This window comes from Pseudomonas pohangensis (assembly GCF_900105995.1).
GTDB lineage: Bacteria > Pseudomonadota > Gammaproteobacteria > Pseudomonadales > Pseudomonadaceae > Aquipseudomonas > Aquipseudomonas pohangensis.
The window spans coordinates 1,570,416-1,587,728 of sequence record NZ_LT629785.1 but is presented as its reverse complement, the minus strand read 5'-3'; the positions used below and the strand labels follow the sequence as shown (position 1 = coordinate 1,587,728).

Below are 17,313 nucleotides of genomic sequence, written 5' to 3'. Positions count from 1 at the left end.
ATCACAACATTAGCAGTTGGACAGGAGTGCTAGCGGGAAGAAACCGACTGCTCAAGCAGTTGACGATTGGCCACGGATACCAGCTCTCCGCTATCCGTCAGCAGCACGGTCTTGACCGTGCCAATTTCTTCTATCTGACCTTCAATCTCGCCGATCCGTACAGTTTGCCCGACCTCGAAGAGTTCACGCACGTAGATGCCGGAAATGATCTGCCCGGCAATCTCGCGACTGCCCAGTCCCATGGCCAGTGCTATGGCCAGCCCGATGGAGATCAGGATGATCGCGATAACGTTATTCAGCAGATCGGTCTTGATTTCCAGCTGGCCGATCGCCACCGAGATACTGATGATGATCACCATGGCCTGGGCGATGCGACCGAGGCTGTTGGCGTAATCCAGCCCTACGCCTTCGGCGGCACTACGCAGCAGGCCGGCGGCCAACTGCGCCAGCAGAACGCCCGCCAGCAGTACCAGACCGGCAGCAAAAACCTTCGGCAAGTACAGCGCGAACACGTCCAGGGTTGCCGAAACCCGCTCAAGACCCAGCGATTCGGCGGCGGATACCAGGAAAACCAGCAAAACGAACCAGTAAACGATTTTGCCTATCAGGGTCGAGACCGGGACCTGGATACCGACACGCGAAAGCAGCTTGGTCAGGCCGGCACCCGCCATGAGTCGATCCAGTCCGAATTTGGCCAGCAGCTTTGACAGCAGGGTATCGAGCAGCTTGGCCACCACAAACCCCAGCAAAACCACTATCAGCGCACCAAACAAGCGCGGAATGAACACGCCGACAGAGCTCCACATGGTGCTCATGGCATTAACCAGACTCTGGGTCCAGGGATCGTATTCCATAGTCAATCAACCTTGTCAGCTGGATTTCGGGGCGTGGTTTTTTTCGATACGGGTGCAATGTGGTCGGATGCGCTGTCCAGCGCAAGCATCAGGGCTTCAAACCAGTGGCCGACCAGGCTGAACAGGTCGCTGACCCCTACCTGGCGGTTTGCCGTGCGCAGAACGCGATCCAGCGTGCGTTCATCGTCATGTTCGCCCGCAGACGAGCGCAGCATATTGCGCAAGGACTCTTCAAATGGATCCTGCATGCTCACCTCTGATAGGACTGTCAGGCCTAGACGAGTTTCTGTTGGCTAGCGTCACATCAAACCATCAGGCGCAAACGGCGGAAAAGCCACCACTGGAACAGGCCGAAGCCCAGCATCAGCAGGCACACCACCACGAAACCATGGGGGTATTCACTGCCGGGGATGCCGCCTACATTGATTCCCAGCAAGCCGGTGAAAAATGACAGCGGCAGGAAAAACCCGGTGACAATGGCAAACAGGTACATGACCCGGTTCATCCGTCCGGCCATGCGCTGGTGTTCGGACTCCAGCACCAGCCCTACCCGCTCACGGATAAGCTCGAGCTCTTCCAGGTGGCGCGTAAGGCTGTTGCCCAGCTCATTCCAGTCTTTCGCCTGATCACCCACAAACCAGCCCAGCTTCTCCTTGCTCATCTCGAAAAAGATGTCCCGTTGCGGTGCCAGAAAGCGCCGCAGGCTGGCCGAGCGCCGCTTGGCCGAAACCATCTTGTTGTGATTGGGCACATAACGCTCGTCCTGCTCAATCTGCTCATCCTCACTGTCAACCAGATCGGAAAGATCGGCAACCAGCGGCTCGACCTTGTCTGTCATCAGGTCCGCCAGGCGCAAGACCAGGCCTTGCGCCGAGGTCGGTCCTTTGCCGGCAGCCAATTCGGCGGATAGCTCCGAACGTGCCTGCAAGTGCCGCATCCGCAAGGAAATAACCCGGTTCGGCTCGGCAAAAATACGCAGGGAAATCATGTCTTCCGGTTCTGCGCCGGGGTTCAGGTTGACCCCGCGCAGGAACAGCAGCAATTGTTGCGATTGCGGTTGCACGACACGCGGCCGGGTGCCTTCCTCCAGCAACAGATTGCAGGCAAATTCACTCAGACCACTATGATCGCGCAGCCATGCCTGGGCATCCGGATGTGTCCTGTCCCAGTGCAACCAGAGCGTTTCAGCGGGCTGCAGCTGCAGCCTATCGATCTCTTCGCGCGACACTCTGCGGGCTGATCCTTGCCCGTCAAGCAACAGCGCTTCAGCCAGCCCGTGCTGTTTCGAGTCTTCATGCTCCGCTGCAAAGTCCATCTACAACTCCATGCTATTCAAGGCATTTCAAGAGCTTTCGGAGAAACTACTACACCGTTGTTATCTGCATATACGAAGTGCCCTGGCTGGAAAGTTACGCCCCCAAAGGTCACCGCCACATTGAGGTCACCAATGCCGCGCTTGTCGGTTTTCATCGGATGACTGGCCAGTGCCTGTACGCCAAGGTCGGTCTGCGCCAGCACATCCACATCGCGCACACAGCCATAGATAAGCATGCCTTCCCAGCCATTTTTCGCGGCTTTCTCGGCAATCATGTCGCCCAGCAGTGCGCGGCGCAGCGAGCCGCCACCATCCACCACCAGCACCTTGCCCTGACCTGGCTGATCCGCCTGGGATTTGACCAGCGAGTTGTCTTCGTGGCACTTGATGGTGACTATCTCCCCGCCAAAGGAATCACGGCCACCAAAGTTGCTGAACATCGGTTCAACTACCTGAACCAGGTCCGGGTAGGCATCACACAAATCCGGGGTAACGTATTCCATTTGTTTTTCCTTAACTTTCATAATGTTATAAAAGACTTTTGATACTTTGCCCAAGCCTGGGCCTGCGCTCGACCTGCAGCCTTGCCGACGATCGACGGCTGCCCGATTGTTACCCAAAACGCGCCAGCGTCAAACTGCCTGACGTTGTACAACCGGCACATCAAGCTGTTGACCATGCAGCCAGCTGGCAACCATCGGCCACACTTCCGCCATCGCTGCCTTGCTCACCAGCATCTCGATATGGCCGTAATCATCGCTATAGCCTTCCTGACGACCCAATAGCACGAAGGTTTTCTCAGCCGCACCAAACTGTTCGAACAGTTTGCGACAGGCCCAGGCTGGATCATCCTTGTCCGCCCGCGCACTCACCGCCAGCAGGGGCATCTGCGCCTCGGCCAGTCCCGCCCACCAGTCGGATTGCTGGTCGCCAAAGCGCCCGAACAGGCCATGCCAGCGCAGCCCTTCAATCCCCACGCCGATAGGCTCGTCTTCCGGGCCGCGCTCCAGCCGCGGACCGGAGATCACCTCAAAACGCTTGAGCAGTGCCTTGCCCGTCCACGCCAGCGGCGGCACCTTGAGCGGCCAGTAGGTACGGCTGACCTGACTGCCGAACAGTGCCAGTGATGACACCTGTTGCGCCGTCAGGTATTTCCCGCCGACTGCGGCTGCCAGGGTAATGCCGCCCATCGAGTGGCCGATCCAGTGCGGGATCTGTCCCGACTTTTCAGCAACAAAATCGGCGATAGCCGGCAGGTCATAGCGGGCATAGTCGGCCACCGTATTGAAACGGTAGCGTTTATTGCGCGGGGAAAGGCCGTGGCCGCGAATTTCCGCCAGCCACACATCAAAGCCTGCGCGTGCCAGATACGCACCCAGACCGATTCCTTTGGTTGAATACCAGAAGCGTCGATTGGAAAAGCTGCCATGCAGCAAAATCACCGGGATTCGCGCAGTTTCCGTTGCGCCTGCCTGTCCAAGCCGGGTCAGCGCCAGCTCAACGCTGGGATCCGGACTGTTGCCCGGTTTGAGGCGGTAAATATCCTCGGTGAGATCACCGCGCAACTCTGCACTGAGCAGTGCCACGGGGAATAACTTGCTGCTGCTTTGCATATACGGGATCTTGTCTTGCATAAAAAAGGGTGAGCATCAGCCCACCCTTTCGAGCTGTTATTTCTGACGCGGTCAGGCCTGTGCTTCTGCCAGGAAGAACCAGGTATCCAGAACCGAGTCGGGGTTGAGGGAAACGCTCTCGATCCCCTGCTCCATCAGCCAGCGTGCCAGATCCGGGTGATCCGAAGGGCCCTGACCGCAGATGCCGATGTACTTGTCTGCCTTGATGCAGGCCTGGATGGCATTTGACAGCAGCTTCTTCACCGCCGGATTACGCTCGTCAAACAGATGGGCAACGATGCCGGAGTCGCGATCCAGCCCCAGGGTCAACTGGGTAAGGTCATTCGAACCGATGGAGAAACCGTCGAAGAATTCAAGAAACTCCTCGGCCATCAGCGCATTGGATGGCAGTTCGCACATCATGATCACGCGCAAACCATTCTCGCCACGCTTCAGGCCGTTACTGGCAAGCAGATCGATGACCTGACTGGCTTCACCCACAGTGCGTACAAACGGCACCATGATTTCGACGTTGGTCAAACCCATCTCGTTGCGCACTTTCTTCATCGCCCGGCACTCGAGCTCGAAGCAATCACGGAAAGACTCGCTGATGTAGCGCGATGCGCCACGGAAGCCGAGCATCGGGTTCTCTTCTTCCGGCTCGTAGAGTTTGCCGCCGATCAGGTTGGCGTATTCGTTGGATTTGAAGTCGGACAGCCGCACGATGACCTTCTTCGGCCAGAAGGCCGCTGCCAGTGTGCTGATGCCCTCGACCAGCTTCTCGACATAGAAGTTGACCGGATCGTGGTAGCCGGCAATGCGCTTTTCCACGCTGGCCTTGAGTTCTTCCGGCAGGCTGGCAAAGTTCAGCAAGGCCTTGGGATGCACACCGATCATGCGGTTGATGATGAACTCCAGGCGTGCCAGACCGACACCCTCGTTGGGCAATTGCGCGAAATCAAAGGCGCGATCCGGATTGCCGACGTTCATCATGATCTTGAACGGCAGTTGCGGCATGGCATCCACGGTGTTCTTGCGGATATCGAAGCCCAGTTGGCCCTCGAAAATCAGGCCGGTATCGCCTTCTGCACAAGACACGGTGACGCGCTGCCCGTCCTCCAGCAGTGTCGTTGCATTGCCACAGCCAACTACCGCGGGAATACCCAGTTCGCGGGCAATGATCGCCGCATGGCAGGTGCGCCCGCCACGGTTGGTGACAATGGCGCTGGCGCGCTTCATTACCGGTTCCCAGTCCGGGTCGGTCATGTCCGACACCAGCACATCACCGGGCTGGACCTTGTCCATCTCCGACACGTTATGAATGATCTTCACTGGCCCGGCGCCGATGCGCTGGCCGATGGCCCGGCCCTCCACCAGTACCTTGCCTTTTTCCTTGAGCAGATAACGCTCCATGACATTCGCCGTACCACGGCTTTTCACCGTTTCCGGGCGTGCCTGGACGATATACAGCTTGCCGTCATCGCCGTCTTTGGCCCACTCGATGTCCATCGGACGCTGGTAGTGCTTCTCGATAATCAGTGCCTGGGTGGCCAGCTCGGTCACTTCGGCATCCGTCAGGCAGAAACGTGCGCGATCGGCGCGATCCACTTCGACGGTCTGTACCGAGCGACCGGCCTTGGCTTCATCGCCGTAGATCATCTTGATCGCCTTGCTGCCCAGATTGCGCCGCAGGATGGCCGGACGCCCGGCTTCCAGGGTGTGCTTGTGGACGTAGAACTCATCCGGGTTGACTGCGCCCTGCACCACGGTCTCACCCAGCCCGTAGGCACCGGTGATAAACACCACGTCGCGGAAACCGGATTCGGTATCCAGGGTGAAGAGTACGCCGGCAGTGCCGGTTTCCGAGCGCACCATGCGCTGGATGCCGGCGGACAAGGCCACCTGGCGGTGATCGAAGCCCTGATGCACGCGATAGGCAATGGCGCGGTCGTTGAACAGCGAGGCAAAAACTTCCTTGGCCGCGCGAATCACGTTTTCCACACCGCGAATATTCAGAAAGGTTTCCTGCTGGCCGGCAAAGGACGCATCCGGCAGGTCTTCGGCTGTAGCCGAGGAGCGCACGGCAACCGCCATGTGCTCGTTGCCGGCGGACATTTCGGCAAATGCGCTGCGAATGTCGGCATTCAGCTGCTCGGGAAACTCGGCATCCATGATCGACTGGCGAATCTTGGCTCCGGTTTTGGCCAGGGCGTTGACGTCATCCACGTCCAGCGCATCCAGCGCTTCATGGATCTCGTCATTCAGACCACTCAATTCAAGGAAGTCACGGTAGGCTTGTGCGGTAGTGGCAAAACCGCCAGGAACCGATACACCGGCACCCGCCAGGTTGCTGATCATCTCGCCCAGGGAAGCATTTTTGCCCCCCACGCGCTCGACATCGTGGGCGCCAAGCTTATCGAGGGAAACTACATACTCAACCAAGGTGAACTCTCCAATATTCTGTTAGGTGCCCAGGACAGACCATGCGGCCTGTGTCAGAGGGTTTGCTGCGCGGTGGCCGGCCTGACGAAATTAGAGGACAATGCCGGCCAATTCCCGACCAAAAAGCCGGCACATCATAGCCGAGAACGGTCTCCAGCTTAAGGCCTTTAGCAGAAATGAAACGAACTGCCTTTTTCATCTCCGACGGAACCGGTATTACTGCGGAAGCTCTGGGCCAGAGCCTGCTTGCCCAGTTCGAGACATTCGACTTCACCAAACTGACGAGGCCTTATGTCGACAGCATCGAAAAGGCACAGCTGATCGTCCAGCAGATAAACGCCGCCGAGCAGGCTGACGGCTTCCGCCCGATCATCTTTGATACCGTGGTCAATCAGCAAATCCGCGAGGTAATCGCCACCTCCAAGGGCTTCATGATCGATATCTTTTCGACCTTTCTGGCCCCGCTGGAGAAAGAACTGGTGTCCCAGTCGTCCTACACCGTGGGCAAATCCCACTCGATAGGCAAAGACTCCAATTACATGGAGCGCATCAATGCGGTGAATTTTGCCCTCGATAACGACGATGGCGCGCGCACCCACTATTACGACAAGGCCGACCTGATCATGGTTGGCGTGTCGCGCTGCGGCAAAACTCCGACCTGCCTGTACATGGCCATGCAGTTCGGTATCCGCGCCGCCAACTACCCGTTGACCGAAGAGGACATGGAGCACCTGCAGTTGCCCAATGCCCTCAAGCCCTACAAGGACAAGCTGTTCGGGCTGACCATCGATCCGGACCGGCTGAGCGCAATCCGCAACGAGCGCAAACCGAACAGCCGCTATTCCAGCTTTGCCCAGTGCGAGTTCGAAGTACGTGCGGTCGAGCAACTGTTCCGCAAGGAAAACATCGCCAACATCAATTCAACGCATTTTTCCGTGGAAGAAATATCCGCGAAGATCCTGGTTGAAAAAGGTGTGGACCGGCGCCTGAAGTAAGCATTCACGGCAGGCGTCAGGCGTCTGCCTTCGCGCTGACCTGGCTGACAAATTCCCGCATCAGCGCTGGCCAGCGCAAAACCTCGTCATTGCTGTGTGCGATGTGCAATTGCGCTCTGGGCAGCAGTTGCGCCAGGGTTTCTGCGGTACTTAGCGGGTGGGTTGGATCATCGCTCCAGGCCAGAATCAGTGTTGGCACTTCCAGGGTAGCCAGTGCCGACTCTGCCGGCAGGTCAGTCAGGGCGGCCCCGCGAAACAGGTTGAACAGCGTGCAACGGCGCATGCGGCTCAATCCCTCAAACGCACCAGGCACCTTCTCCGCACGCGCCTCGAGCATCCAGAACGGTAGCAACCGGCTCAAATCCTTGCTCATGACTTTGGCCAGCAATTTGCCACCCAGCAGGCCACTCACCCAGGCGCTCTTGCGGTAAAAGGCGCCTTGCGCCGCGCGGGTTTGCCAGGCGGTCGGAGGATTGACCAGCACCAGACCGCGCACTTCCTCCGGGCATTGCAAGGCTGCATAGAGAGCGGTGGCACAACCCATCGACTGGCCACCGAGTACATAACCACTACCCCGGGCGTGCTTGTGCGCCAGCGCGGTCATGTCACTGCCCAACTCGGCCCAGTGATAACCGGCAGGCGTTGCGCTGGCTTCACTCTCACCATGGCCACGCGCGTCATAGCGCAACAAGCGGATATCCCGGGGAAATTTCTTCCACTCAAACAGCCCCAGCGCATCTTCACTGCCCATGCTGCCTGTCAGGCCATGACCCCAGACGAACAAAGGCCCTTTGCCTTGTGAGCGGGTGTTCAGTTCATGCGCGTTGATTTGCATTGCCGGCTCCAGAGTATCCCTTAAGAAAAAACCCGCCAAAGCACTGGGCCGGCGGGCTTTTGAGTTGGGTGGGCTTTACCCACCAATACCTTGACGGTGGGCTAAAGCCCACTCAACAACCGGGATCAGAACGTATCTCCGGGCACACGCACCCAGCCTTCCATCAACACCCGCGCACTACGACTCATGATCGCTTTGGTCACCGTCCAGTTACCTTCAACCTGAACCGCTTCGGCACCCACACGCAGCGTACCGGACGGATGCCCGAAACGCACCGCCGTGCGCTCGCCACCCCCGGCCGCCAGGTTCACCAGCGTGCCGGGAATCGCAGCAGCGGTGCCGATCGCCACCGCTGCGGTGCCCATCATGGCGTGGTGCAGCTTGCCCATGGACAGTGCCCGCACCAGCAGATCAATCTCGCTGGCCTGGATGGTTTTGCCACTGGAGGCGGTGTAGTCGACTGGTGCTGCCACGAAGGCAATTTTCGGCGTGTGCTGGCGGGTGGCCGCCTCTTCCGGGGTCTTGATCAGACCCATGCGCAAGGCGCCGGCAACACGGATGGCTTCGAATCTGGCCAGTGCTGCGGGGTCGCCATTGATCTGCTCACGCAACTCGGTGCCGGTGTAACCAATTTCGCTGGCATTCACAAACACTGTAGGGATGCCGGCAGTGATCATGGTCGCCTTCAGCGTACCGATACCGGGAACTTCCAGGTCATCAACCAGATTGCCGGTGGGGAACATCGAACCGCCCTCCTCGCCATCATCGGACGGGTCGAGGAACTCCAGTACGATTTCGGCAGCCGGAAAGGTCACGCCATCCAGTTCGAAGTCGCCGGTTTCCTGCACCTGACCATTGGTCACCGGTACATGGGCGATGATGGTCTTCTGGATATTGGCCTGCCAGATGCGCACCACACAGGTGCCGTTCTGCGGGATGCGCGCCGGATCAACCAGACCGGCATGCAGGGCAAAAGCGCCGGCGCCGGTGGACAGGTTGCCGCAGTTGCCGCTCCAGTCGACAAAGGCCTTGTCGATGGATACCTGGCCGTAGAGATAGTCCACGTCATGATCAGGCTGCGTGCTTTTGCTCAAAATCACGCACTTGCTGGTGCTGGAAGTGGCGCCGCCCATACCGTCAATGTGCGCGGAGTACGGGTCCGGGCTGCCGATCACGCGCATGAACAGCTTGTCGCGCGCGGCACCCGGTACCTGGCAGGCCTCGGGCAGATCCTGCAACCTGAAGAACACACCTTTACTGGTGCCGCCGCGCATATAGGTGGCGGGAATTTTGACCTGTGCTACGTGAGCCATGACCTGCTCTCCACAATGTTCATTTTCGGTTCGCTTTGGGCGGTTTCTGACGCGGGCCAGGCAATTGCCTGGCCCGCAAAATAATGGCGGGTAACACGGTTACCCGCCCTGCAGCCTTCACGCGCTGGCGCTGGACTCGAGGAAGTCCTGGGCGAAGCGCTGCAATACACCGCCGGCTTCGTAGATCAGCACTTCTTCATCACTGTCCAGACGGCAGGTCATCGGCACTTCGACGCGCTCACCGTTCTTGCGGGTGATGACCAGTGTCATGGTCGCGCGCGGGGTGCGCTCGCCAATCACGTCATAGGTTTCAGTGCCGTCGATACCCAGGGTCTTGCGCGTGGTGCCCGGCTGGAATTCCAGCGGCAATACGCCCATACCAATCAGGTTGGTACGGTGAATGCGCTCGAAACCTTCCGCGGCAATCGCCTCGACACCTGCCAGACGCACGCCCTTGGCTGCCCAGTCACGGGACGAGCCCTGACCGTAGTCGGCACCGGCGACGATGATCAGCGGCTGCTTGCGCTCCATGTAGGTTTCAATGGCTTCCCACATGCGCGTGACCTTGCCTTCCGGCTCGATGCGCGCCAGCGAACCCTGCTTGACCTTGCCATCCACCACCGCCATCTCGTTGATCAGCTTGGGGTTGGCGAAGGTCGCGCGCTGTGCGGTGAGGTGATCACCGCGGTGGGTGGCGTAGGAGTTGAAGTCCTCTTCCGGCAAGCCCATTTTGTGCAGGTACTCACCGGCCGCGCTGTCCATCATGATGGCGTTGGACGGTGACAGGTGATCGGTGGTGATGTTGTCCGGCAGTACCGCTAGCGGTCGCATGCCCTTGAGCGTACGCTCACCGGCCAGAGCACCTTCCCAGTACGGCGGACGGCGGATGTAGGTACTCATCTCGCGCCAGTCGTACAGCGGGCTTGCGGACTCTTCAATGGCGCCCAGATCGAACATCGGAATGTAGATCTCGCGGAACTGCTCGGGCTTGACGCTTTCCTTGACGATGGCGTCGATTTCTTCGTCGCTCGGCCAGATATCCTTCAGGCGGATTTCCTTGCCGTTGACCACGCCCAGCACGTCCTGCTCGATGTCGAAACGGATGGTGCCGGCAATCGCATAGGCCACCACCAGCGGCGGCGAAGCGAGGAAGGCCTGCTTGGCATACGGATGGATACGCCCGTCGAAGTTGCGGTTACCCGACAGCACGGCGGTGGCGTACAGGTCACGATCGATGATTTCTTTCTGGATCTTCGGATCCAGTGCACCGCTCATGCCGTTACAGGTAGTGCAGGCAAAGCCGACGATGCCGAAGCCGAGTTTTTCCAGCTCGGGCAACAGGCCGGCATCTTTCAGATACAGCTCGGCCACTTTCGAGCCGGGCGCGAAGGAGGTTTTGACCCACGGCTTGCGCAGCAGACCCAGTTTATTGGCGTTGCGCGCCACCAGACCGGCCGCGACCACGTTGCGCGGGTTACTGGTGTTGGTGCAGCTGGTGATGGCGGCGATGATTACCGCGCCATCGGGCATTTCCCCGGGAGTTTCGGTCCAGGCGCCGGAAATGCCTTTGCTGGCCAGATCCCTGGTCGACAGCAGTGCATGGGGATTGGACGGGCCAGCCATGTTACGACCGACGCTGGACAGGTCAAAGCTCAGCACGCGCTCGTACTCGGCCTCTTTCAGCGTGTCTGCCCACAGACCGGTGGTCCTGGCGTAGTTTTCCACCAGAGCCACCTGCTGTGCTTCACGGCCGGTCAGCTTGAGATAATCGATGGTCTGTTCATCGATATAGAACAGGCCGGCGGTAGCGCCGTACTCGGGCGTCATGTTGGAGATGGTGGCGCGGTCGCCGATGGTCAGGCTGGCGGCACCCTCGCCGAAGAACTCCAGCCAGGCACCGACCACGCGCTGCTTGCGCAGGAATGCGGTCAGTTCCAGCACGATATCGGTAGCGGTGATGCCCGGCTGACGCTTGCCGGTCAGCTTGACACCAATGATGTCCGGCAGGCGCATCATCGAGGCACGACCAAGCATCACAGTCTCGGCTTCCAGACCGCCGACACCTACGGCAATCACACCCAGCGCATCGACATGCGGGGTATGGCTGTCGGTACCGACACAGGTATCCGGGAAGGCCACACCGTCACGCGCCTGGATTACCGGCGACATCTTCTCCAGATTGATCTGGTGCATGATGCCGTTACCGGCCGGGATCACATCGACGTTCTTGAACGCGGTCTTGGTCCACTCGATAAAGTGGAAGCGGTCTTCGTTGCGACGGTCTTCGATGGCGCGGTTCTTGGCGAACGCATCCGGATCGAAACCACCACACTCCACCGCCAGCGAATGGTCGACGATCAGCTGGGTCGGCACTACCGGATTGACCTTGGACGGATCACCGCCCTGGTCGGCGATGGCGTCACGCAAGCCGGCCAGATCGACCAGAGCGGTCTGCCCGAGGATGTCATGGCAGACCACGCGCGCCGGGTACCAGGGGAAATCCAGATCCTGCTTGCGCTCGATCAGCTGCTTGAGCGAATCCGTGAGCATGGCCGGATCACAGCGACGCACCAGTTGTTCGGCCAGTACCCGTGAGGTGTACGGCAGATTGGCGTAAGCACCGGGCTGGATGGCATCCACCGCTTCGCGGGTATCAAAATAGTCCAGCGGTGTGCCGGGCAGGTTCTTACGATATTGAGTGTTCATCACGCTCTCCATGATTTAGGGGCGGTCCTTGAGCGGCACGAAGGTCAGATCTTCCGGGCCCACATAGTTGGCGCTCGGGCGAATGATCTTGCCGTCGATGCGTTGCTCGATAACGTGGGACGACCAGCCGGAAGTACGTGCGATGACGAACAGCGGCGTGAACATGGCGGTGGGCACGCCCATCATGTGGTAGCTGACCGCACTGAACCAGTCCAGATTGGGGAACATCTTCTTGATTTCCCACATGGTGCTTTCCAGGCGCTCGGCAATATCGAACATCTTGGTGTTCGACTGCTCGTTGCTGAGCTGGCGCGCCACTTCCTTGATCACCTTGTTGCGCGGATCGGAAACCGTATACACCGGGTGACCGAAGCCAATTACCACTTCTTTCTTTTCAACACGGGCGCGGATGTCCGCCTCGGCTTCATCCGGGTTGTCGTAGCGCTTCTGGATCTCGAAAGCCACTTCGTTGGCACCGCCGTGCTTGGGCCCACGCAACGCGCCAATGCCGCCAGCAATGGCCGAATACATGTCCGAACCGGTACCGGCGATTACCCGCGAGGTAAAGGTAGAGGCATTGAACTCATGCTCGGCATACAGCACCAGCGAGGTGTGCATGGCCTGCACCCAGCTCTGGCTCGGCGCCTTGCCATGCAGCAGATGCAGGAAGTGACCGCCGATGGAATCGTCATCGGTTTCCACTTCGATCCGCTTGCCGTTGTGGCTGAAGTGATACCAGTACAGCAACATCGAACCCAGCGAAGCCATCAGCTTGTCGGCAATGTCACGGGCGCCGGGATGGTTGTGATCGTCCTTCTCCGGCGACAGGCAACCGAGTACCGAAACACCGGTGCGCATTACATCCATCGGGTGTGCCGACGGTGGCAGTTGTTCCAGTGCCTTTTTCAGACCACTAGGCAGACCGCGCAAGGCTTTCAGCTTGGTCTTGTAGGCTGTCAGTTCAGCCTGATTCGGCAATTTGCCGTGCACCAGCAAGTGGGCAATTTCTTCAAATTCGCAGGCAGTGGCGACATCGAGGATGTCATAGCCACGGTAATGCAGGTCGTTGCCGCTACGGCCGACCGTGCACAGCGCCGTATTGCCGGCGGCAGTGCCGCTCAGGGCGACTGATTTTTTAGGCTTGAAGGTTGCTGCTGGGGTTTCAGGGGTAGCGCTCATCGCTGATCTCCTTGGCGAATCCGGGGAGTAATACTGTTGCGGCAGACAGCCCGGTGCGGGCCATCTGCCAGCCGGTTATTTCTTGGCGGCGAACAACGCATCGAGGTGCTGCTCGAAGGCGTGATAGTTGATGCGATCGTAGAGCTCCATGCGAGTCTGCATGGTATCGATCACATTCTTCTGGGTACCGTCGCGGCGCAATTGCACATACACGTTCTCGGCCGCCTTGTTCATGGCACGGAAGGCCGACAGCGGGTAAAGCACCAGCGATACATCAACGCTGGCGAGTTCTTCGGTGGTGTACAGCGGCGTGGCACCGAACTCGGTGATATTGGCCAGGATCGGCGCCTTGATGCGGTCGGCGAAGGTCTTGTACATGGACAGTTCGGTAATCGCTTCCGGGAAGATCATGTCGGCACCGGCTTCGATACAGGCCGCAGCACGGTCCAGCGCGGAGTTGAGACCTTCAACTGCCAGCGCATCGGTACGTGCCATGATCACGAAGCTGTCGTCGGTGCGCGCATCAACCGCCGCCTTGATCCGATCAACCATTTCCTGCTGAGTGACGATTTCCTTGTTCGGACGATGGCCGCAACGCTTGGCGCCGACCTGGTCTTCGATATGGATCGCCGCAGCGCCGAACTTGATCATCGACTTGACGGTACGTGCCACGTTGAAGGCCGAGGAACCGAAACCGGTATCCACGTCCACCAGCAGCGGCAGATCACACACATCGGTAATCCGGCGCACGTCGGTCAACACATCATCCAGACCGGTAATGCCCAGATCCGGCAAACCCAGCGAGCCAGCGGCCACGCCGCCACCCGAGAGGTAGATGGCCTTGAAACCGGCACGCTTGGCCAGCAGCGCATGGTTGGCATTGATGGCACCGACTACCTGGAGCGGGTGCTCGCTGGCAACCGCATCGCGGAAAAGTTGTCCGGGGGTAACTTGGCTCATGACTCACCTCGTGTTGTTGGTGTTTTGACTGATCTGGTTTGCTTTTGCGTGTTATCTGAATGGTGTCGCTCGATATTGCGTCGGGAAGCGCCGATATGACGGCGCATCAGCAATTCGGCCAGTTCACCGTCGCGATCGGCAATTGCATCAAGGATCCGGTGATGCTCGTTGAAAGCCTGGCGCGGTCTGCTGGGTATGGAAGAAAACTGTAGTCGATACATGCGTACCAGTTGATACATGTCACCGCAGAGCATCTGGGTCAGGGTCTTGTTGCCACTGCCCTGAATGATCCGGTAATGAAAGTCGAAATCGCCTTCCTGCTGATAATAGCCCCGACCTGCCTTGAATGCGTCGTCCTGCTCATGCAGGTCCAGTACGCGGCGCAATTCATCGATTTCAGCCTTGCTCATGCGCTCGGCGGCCAGCCGGCAGGCCATGCCTTCCAGCGATTCACGGATTTCATAGAGTTCGATCAGCTCGGCATGATCCAGCGATACCACGCGGGCTCCGACATGCGGGATGCGCACCAGCAGGCGCTGGCCTTCAAGTCGATGAATGGCTTCGCGTAACGGCCCGCGGCTGATGCCATAGGTGCGCGCCAGCTCAGGCTCGGAAATCTTGCTGCCCGGAGCAATCTCGCCCTTGACGATCGCCGCCTGAATGGCACGAAAGACATGTTCGGAGAGGGTTCCGGAATCCTCCGCAAAGGCTACAACCGGGGCATGTGCATCTGACATATTGTCGACACCATTGGATTTAGTGCTGAAGATTTAAGCATATAAAGGCGTATTGTCAACAATTTGAACGATTATTGTCGACAGTTTGGCGCGTGACTCGCACCCGCAATCTCGACCCGGATTTAGACTCCGCTCATAACTGCCTGTCTTGACTGGAGTTTCACATGCTAGACTGCCACGCTGATGCGTACACTTGTTTCCAGCCGCGACCAGCGGCCCTGTTGACAGCGAAGTTCCCCCAGCCCATGCAGATCATTCAATTGTTTCAATGACAGCCTCATGACAACGATATTCATTCCCGTCAGGCACGCAATGCTTGTGCTATTCCTTACTTGCCTGCCGGCCATGCTGCAGGCGAGCGAAAAAACCGTTTATGGGTTGAATGAGTACGCACTGGTAGTGGATATCAATATAGAGGTGGCAGCCAAACTGGATACCGGAGCAAAAACCGCATCGCTGAGCGCCCGCGATATTGAGCGCTTCAAGCGCGACGGCGAGCCCTGGGTGCGTTTTTACCTGGCCATTGATGATGCCCACCAGCACCCCATCGAAAAACCGCTTTCGCGAATCAGCAAGATCAAGCGTCGCTCGGGCGATGTCGACCCGGATGAAAGCAAATCCTATACTGCACGGCCTGTGATCGAACTGGACCTGTGCATGGGCAAGACACTGCAAAGCATCGAGGTCAACCTTACCGATCGCAGCGCTTTTCAATACCCCTTGCTGATCGGCTCCGAAGCCCTGAAAAAATATTCCGCACTGGTTGACCCCAGTCTCAAATTTGCAGCAGGCAAGCCTGACTGCAACATTGCCGCCAACATCGTCGAGTAGACCCTATGCGCGCCATCAATCTGCATCTGAAAATCCTTATTTTCGTACTCGTCTCACTGGGGGTGGCGATAACTGCTTATCAGATTCTCTATCTGGGCATCCCGGTCAGCGAAGCCGAGACTGACAACTTGTGGAACATCGATACCAAAATCGAGTTTCAGGCGAGTTCCAAGGATCCGGTGAAGATCAAGATGTACATTCCGCCGCTGAACAAGGAATACGTCAGTCTCAACGAGAGCTTCATCAGCAATAACTACGGGGTGAGCATCAACCGCGACGACGGCAACCGCCGAGCCACCTGGTCGGCCCGCCGCGCCAGCGGCAACCAGACCCTGTATTACCGGCTGGTTCTGACCAAGCGCTTCAGTGATGACAAGCCCGTCGCCAAAGGCCCCATTTTCCGCGAAAGCATTGTCGTTGAAGGCCCCGAGAAAATTGCTGCCGACGCCCTGCTGGCGCCGATTCGCCAGCACTCGGCAGACGTCGAAACCTTCATTACCGAAACCATCAAACGCGTCAACAGCAACGACGACAACGCCAAGACCCTGCTTGCTGGCGACGCTTCAGCCGAAAAGAAAGCCACCGTCATCGAGTTACTGCTCTCCATCGCCCATGTGCCGATGGAGCGCGTGCACACCGTACGCCTGAGCAACGACTCCGGCACCCAGTCTCCCGAATTGTGGCTGCGCAGCTTCAACGGCAAGGAGTGGCTGTACTTCAACCCGGATAACGGCGAAATAGGGCTGCCCGGTGATCGCCTGATCTGGTGGACCGGCAATGGCGAATTGCTCAAGGTCGAAGGCGCGAAAAAAGCCAGGGTCAGTTTCAGCATGAGCAACAGCGAAATGAATGCCATTCGCCTGGCCAAGCTAACCGACGACAATGCCAACACCGGTTTTCTCGAGTACTCGCTGTACAGCCTGCCATTAGCTACCCAGCAGGCTTTCCAGATCATCCTGCTGATTCCGATTGGCGTGCTGGTGATCCTTGTGCTGCGTAACCTGATCGGTGTGCAGACACTCGGGACCTTTACCCCGGTACTGATTTCCCTGGCCTTCCGCGAAACCCAGCTGGGCTTCGGCATCGTGCTGTTTACCATCATCACCACGCTCGGCCTGTCGCTGCGCTCCTATCTGGAGCACCTCAAACTGCAGATGTTGCCGCGCCTGTCGGTGGTACTGACCTTCGTGGTGGTACTGATTGCAGCCATCAGCCTGTTCAGTCACAAGCTGGGCCTGGAGCGCGGGCTGTCGGTAGCCCTGTTCCCCATGGTGATCCTGACCATGACCATCGAGCGCATGTCGATCACCTGGGAAGAACGCGGCGGCAGCCATGCCATGAAGGTGGCCATCGGCACCCTGTTCGCCGCTTCGCTGGCTTACCTGCTGATGAGCGTGCCGGAACTGGCCTACTTCATCTTCACCTTCCCGGCAGTATTGATGATTCTGGTCGGCTTCATGCTGGCGATGGGCCGTTATCGCGGTTATCGCCTGACTGAGCTGTTCCGCTTCAAAGCCTTTCTCAAGGACTAGG

At 58.6% G+C, this 17,313-nt stretch carries 15 protein-coding genes; 3 read left to right on the top strand and 12 right to left on the bottom strand.

The genetic code is table 11. The annotated features are described in order from the left end of the window. Positions 1–29: 29 nt before the first annotated feature. The 6 genes from BLT89_RS07390 to ppsA form a co-directional block, all read right to left on the bottom strand. On the bottom strand, positions 30–854 hold the full coding sequence (locus BLT89_RS07390) for a mechanosensitive ion channel family protein (RefSeq protein ID WP_090193862.1): 825 nt from the start codon (positions 852–854) through the stop codon (positions 30–32). Positions 855–856: 2 nt separating this feature from the next. After that, positions 857–1,102: a CrfX protein gene (locus BLT89_RS07385; protein WP_090193860.1), complete on the bottom strand. Its 246-nt coding sequence runs from the start codon at positions 1,100–1,102 to the stop codon at positions 857–859. 56 nt (positions 1,103–1,158) lie between these two features. Then, the gene (locus BLT89_RS07380) at positions 1,159–2,169 is read right to left on the bottom strand and encodes a zinc transporter ZntB (protein ID WP_090193858.1); all 1,011 of its coding nucleotides are present in this window, start codon (positions 2,167–2,169) and stop codon (positions 1,159–1,161) included. A 17-nt stretch (positions 2,170–2,186) separates the two neighbouring features. Then, positions 2,187–2,672, bottom strand: a complete 486-nt coding sequence (gene rraA / locus BLT89_RS07375; protein WP_090193856.1) for a ribonuclease E activity regulator RraA — start codon at positions 2,670–2,672, stop codon at positions 2,187–2,189. Positions 2,673–2,801: 129 nt separating this feature from the next. Continuing rightward, on the bottom strand, positions 2,802–3,782 hold the full coding sequence (locus tag BLT89_RS07370) for an alpha/beta fold hydrolase (protein ID WP_090193855.1): 981 nt from the start codon (positions 3,780–3,782) through the stop codon (positions 2,802–2,804). A gap of 72 nt (positions 3,783–3,854) precedes the next feature. Then, positions 3,855–6,224 (bottom strand): phosphoenolpyruvate synthase, encoded by a 2,370-nt coding sequence (gene ppsA / locus BLT89_RS07365; protein WP_090193853.1) that lies wholly within the window; start codon positions 6,222–6,224, stop codon positions 3,855–3,857. Positions 6,225–6,400: 176 nt separating this feature from the next. Here ppsA and ppsR point away from each other — a divergent pair, with 176 nt between their 5' ends. After that, a complete protein-coding gene (ppsR, locus tag BLT89_RS07360; protein ID WP_090193851.1) occupies positions 6,401–7,219 on the top strand; it encodes a posphoenolpyruvate synthetase regulatory kinase/phosphorylase PpsR in 819 nt (272 codons plus the stop codon). A gap of 16 nt (positions 7,220–7,235) precedes the next feature. Here ppsR and BLT89_RS07355 read toward each other — a convergent pair whose 3' ends face one another. The 6 genes from BLT89_RS07355 to BLT89_RS07330 form a co-directional block, all read right to left on the bottom strand. Then, positions 7,236–8,054 (bottom strand): alpha/beta fold hydrolase, encoded by an 819-nt coding sequence (locus BLT89_RS07355; protein WP_090193850.1) that lies wholly within the window; start codon positions 8,052–8,054, stop codon positions 7,236–7,238. A gap of 125 nt (positions 8,055–8,179) precedes the next feature. After that, entirely contained in the window at positions 8,180–9,367 is a 1,188-nt protein-coding gene (gene prpF / locus BLT89_RS07350) for a 2-methylaconitate cis-trans isomerase PrpF (protein ID WP_090193848.1), read from the bottom strand. Positions 9,368–9,484: 117 nt separating this feature from the next. Next, positions 9,485–12,073: a Fe/S-dependent 2-methylisocitrate dehydratase AcnD gene (acnD, locus tag BLT89_RS07345; RefSeq protein WP_090193846.1), complete on the bottom strand. Its 2,589-nt coding sequence runs from the start codon at positions 12,071–12,073 to the stop codon at positions 9,485–9,487. Positions 12,074–12,088: 15 nt separating this feature from the next. Next, the gene (gene prpC / locus BLT89_RS07340) at positions 12,089–13,252 is read right to left on the bottom strand and encodes a bifunctional 2-methylcitrate synthase/citrate synthase (protein WP_090193845.1); all 1,164 of its coding nucleotides are present in this window, start codon (positions 13,250–13,252) and stop codon (positions 12,089–12,091) included. Positions 13,253–13,327: 75 nt separating this feature from the next. After that, entirely contained in the window at positions 13,328–14,212 is an 885-nt protein-coding gene (gene prpB, locus BLT89_RS07335) for a methylisocitrate lyase (protein ID WP_090193843.1), read from the bottom strand. Beyond that, positions 14,209–14,949, bottom strand: a complete 741-nt coding sequence (locus BLT89_RS07330) for a GntR family transcriptional regulator (protein ID WP_090193841.1) — start codon at positions 14,947–14,949, stop codon at positions 14,209–14,211. Before BLT89_RS07330 ends, prpB begins: the two co-directional genes overlap by 4 nt. 312 nt (positions 14,950–15,261) lie before the next feature. Between BLT89_RS07330 and rloA the strand changes: the two genes are divergently transcribed. Both rloA and rloB read left to right on the top strand, forming a co-directional pair. Continuing rightward, positions 15,262–15,780, top strand: a complete 519-nt coding sequence (gene rloA / locus BLT89_RS07325; RefSeq protein WP_090193840.1) for a retropepsin-like aspartic peptidase RloA — start codon at positions 15,262–15,264, stop codon at positions 15,778–15,780. A 5-nt stretch (positions 15,781–15,785) separates the two neighbouring features. Further along, positions 15,786–17,312: an osmotic stress tolerance membrane protein RloB gene (rloB, locus tag BLT89_RS07320; protein WP_090193838.1), complete on the top strand. Its 1,527-nt coding sequence runs from the start codon at positions 15,786–15,788 to the stop codon at positions 17,310–17,312. Position 17,313: the final 1 nt, after the last annotated feature.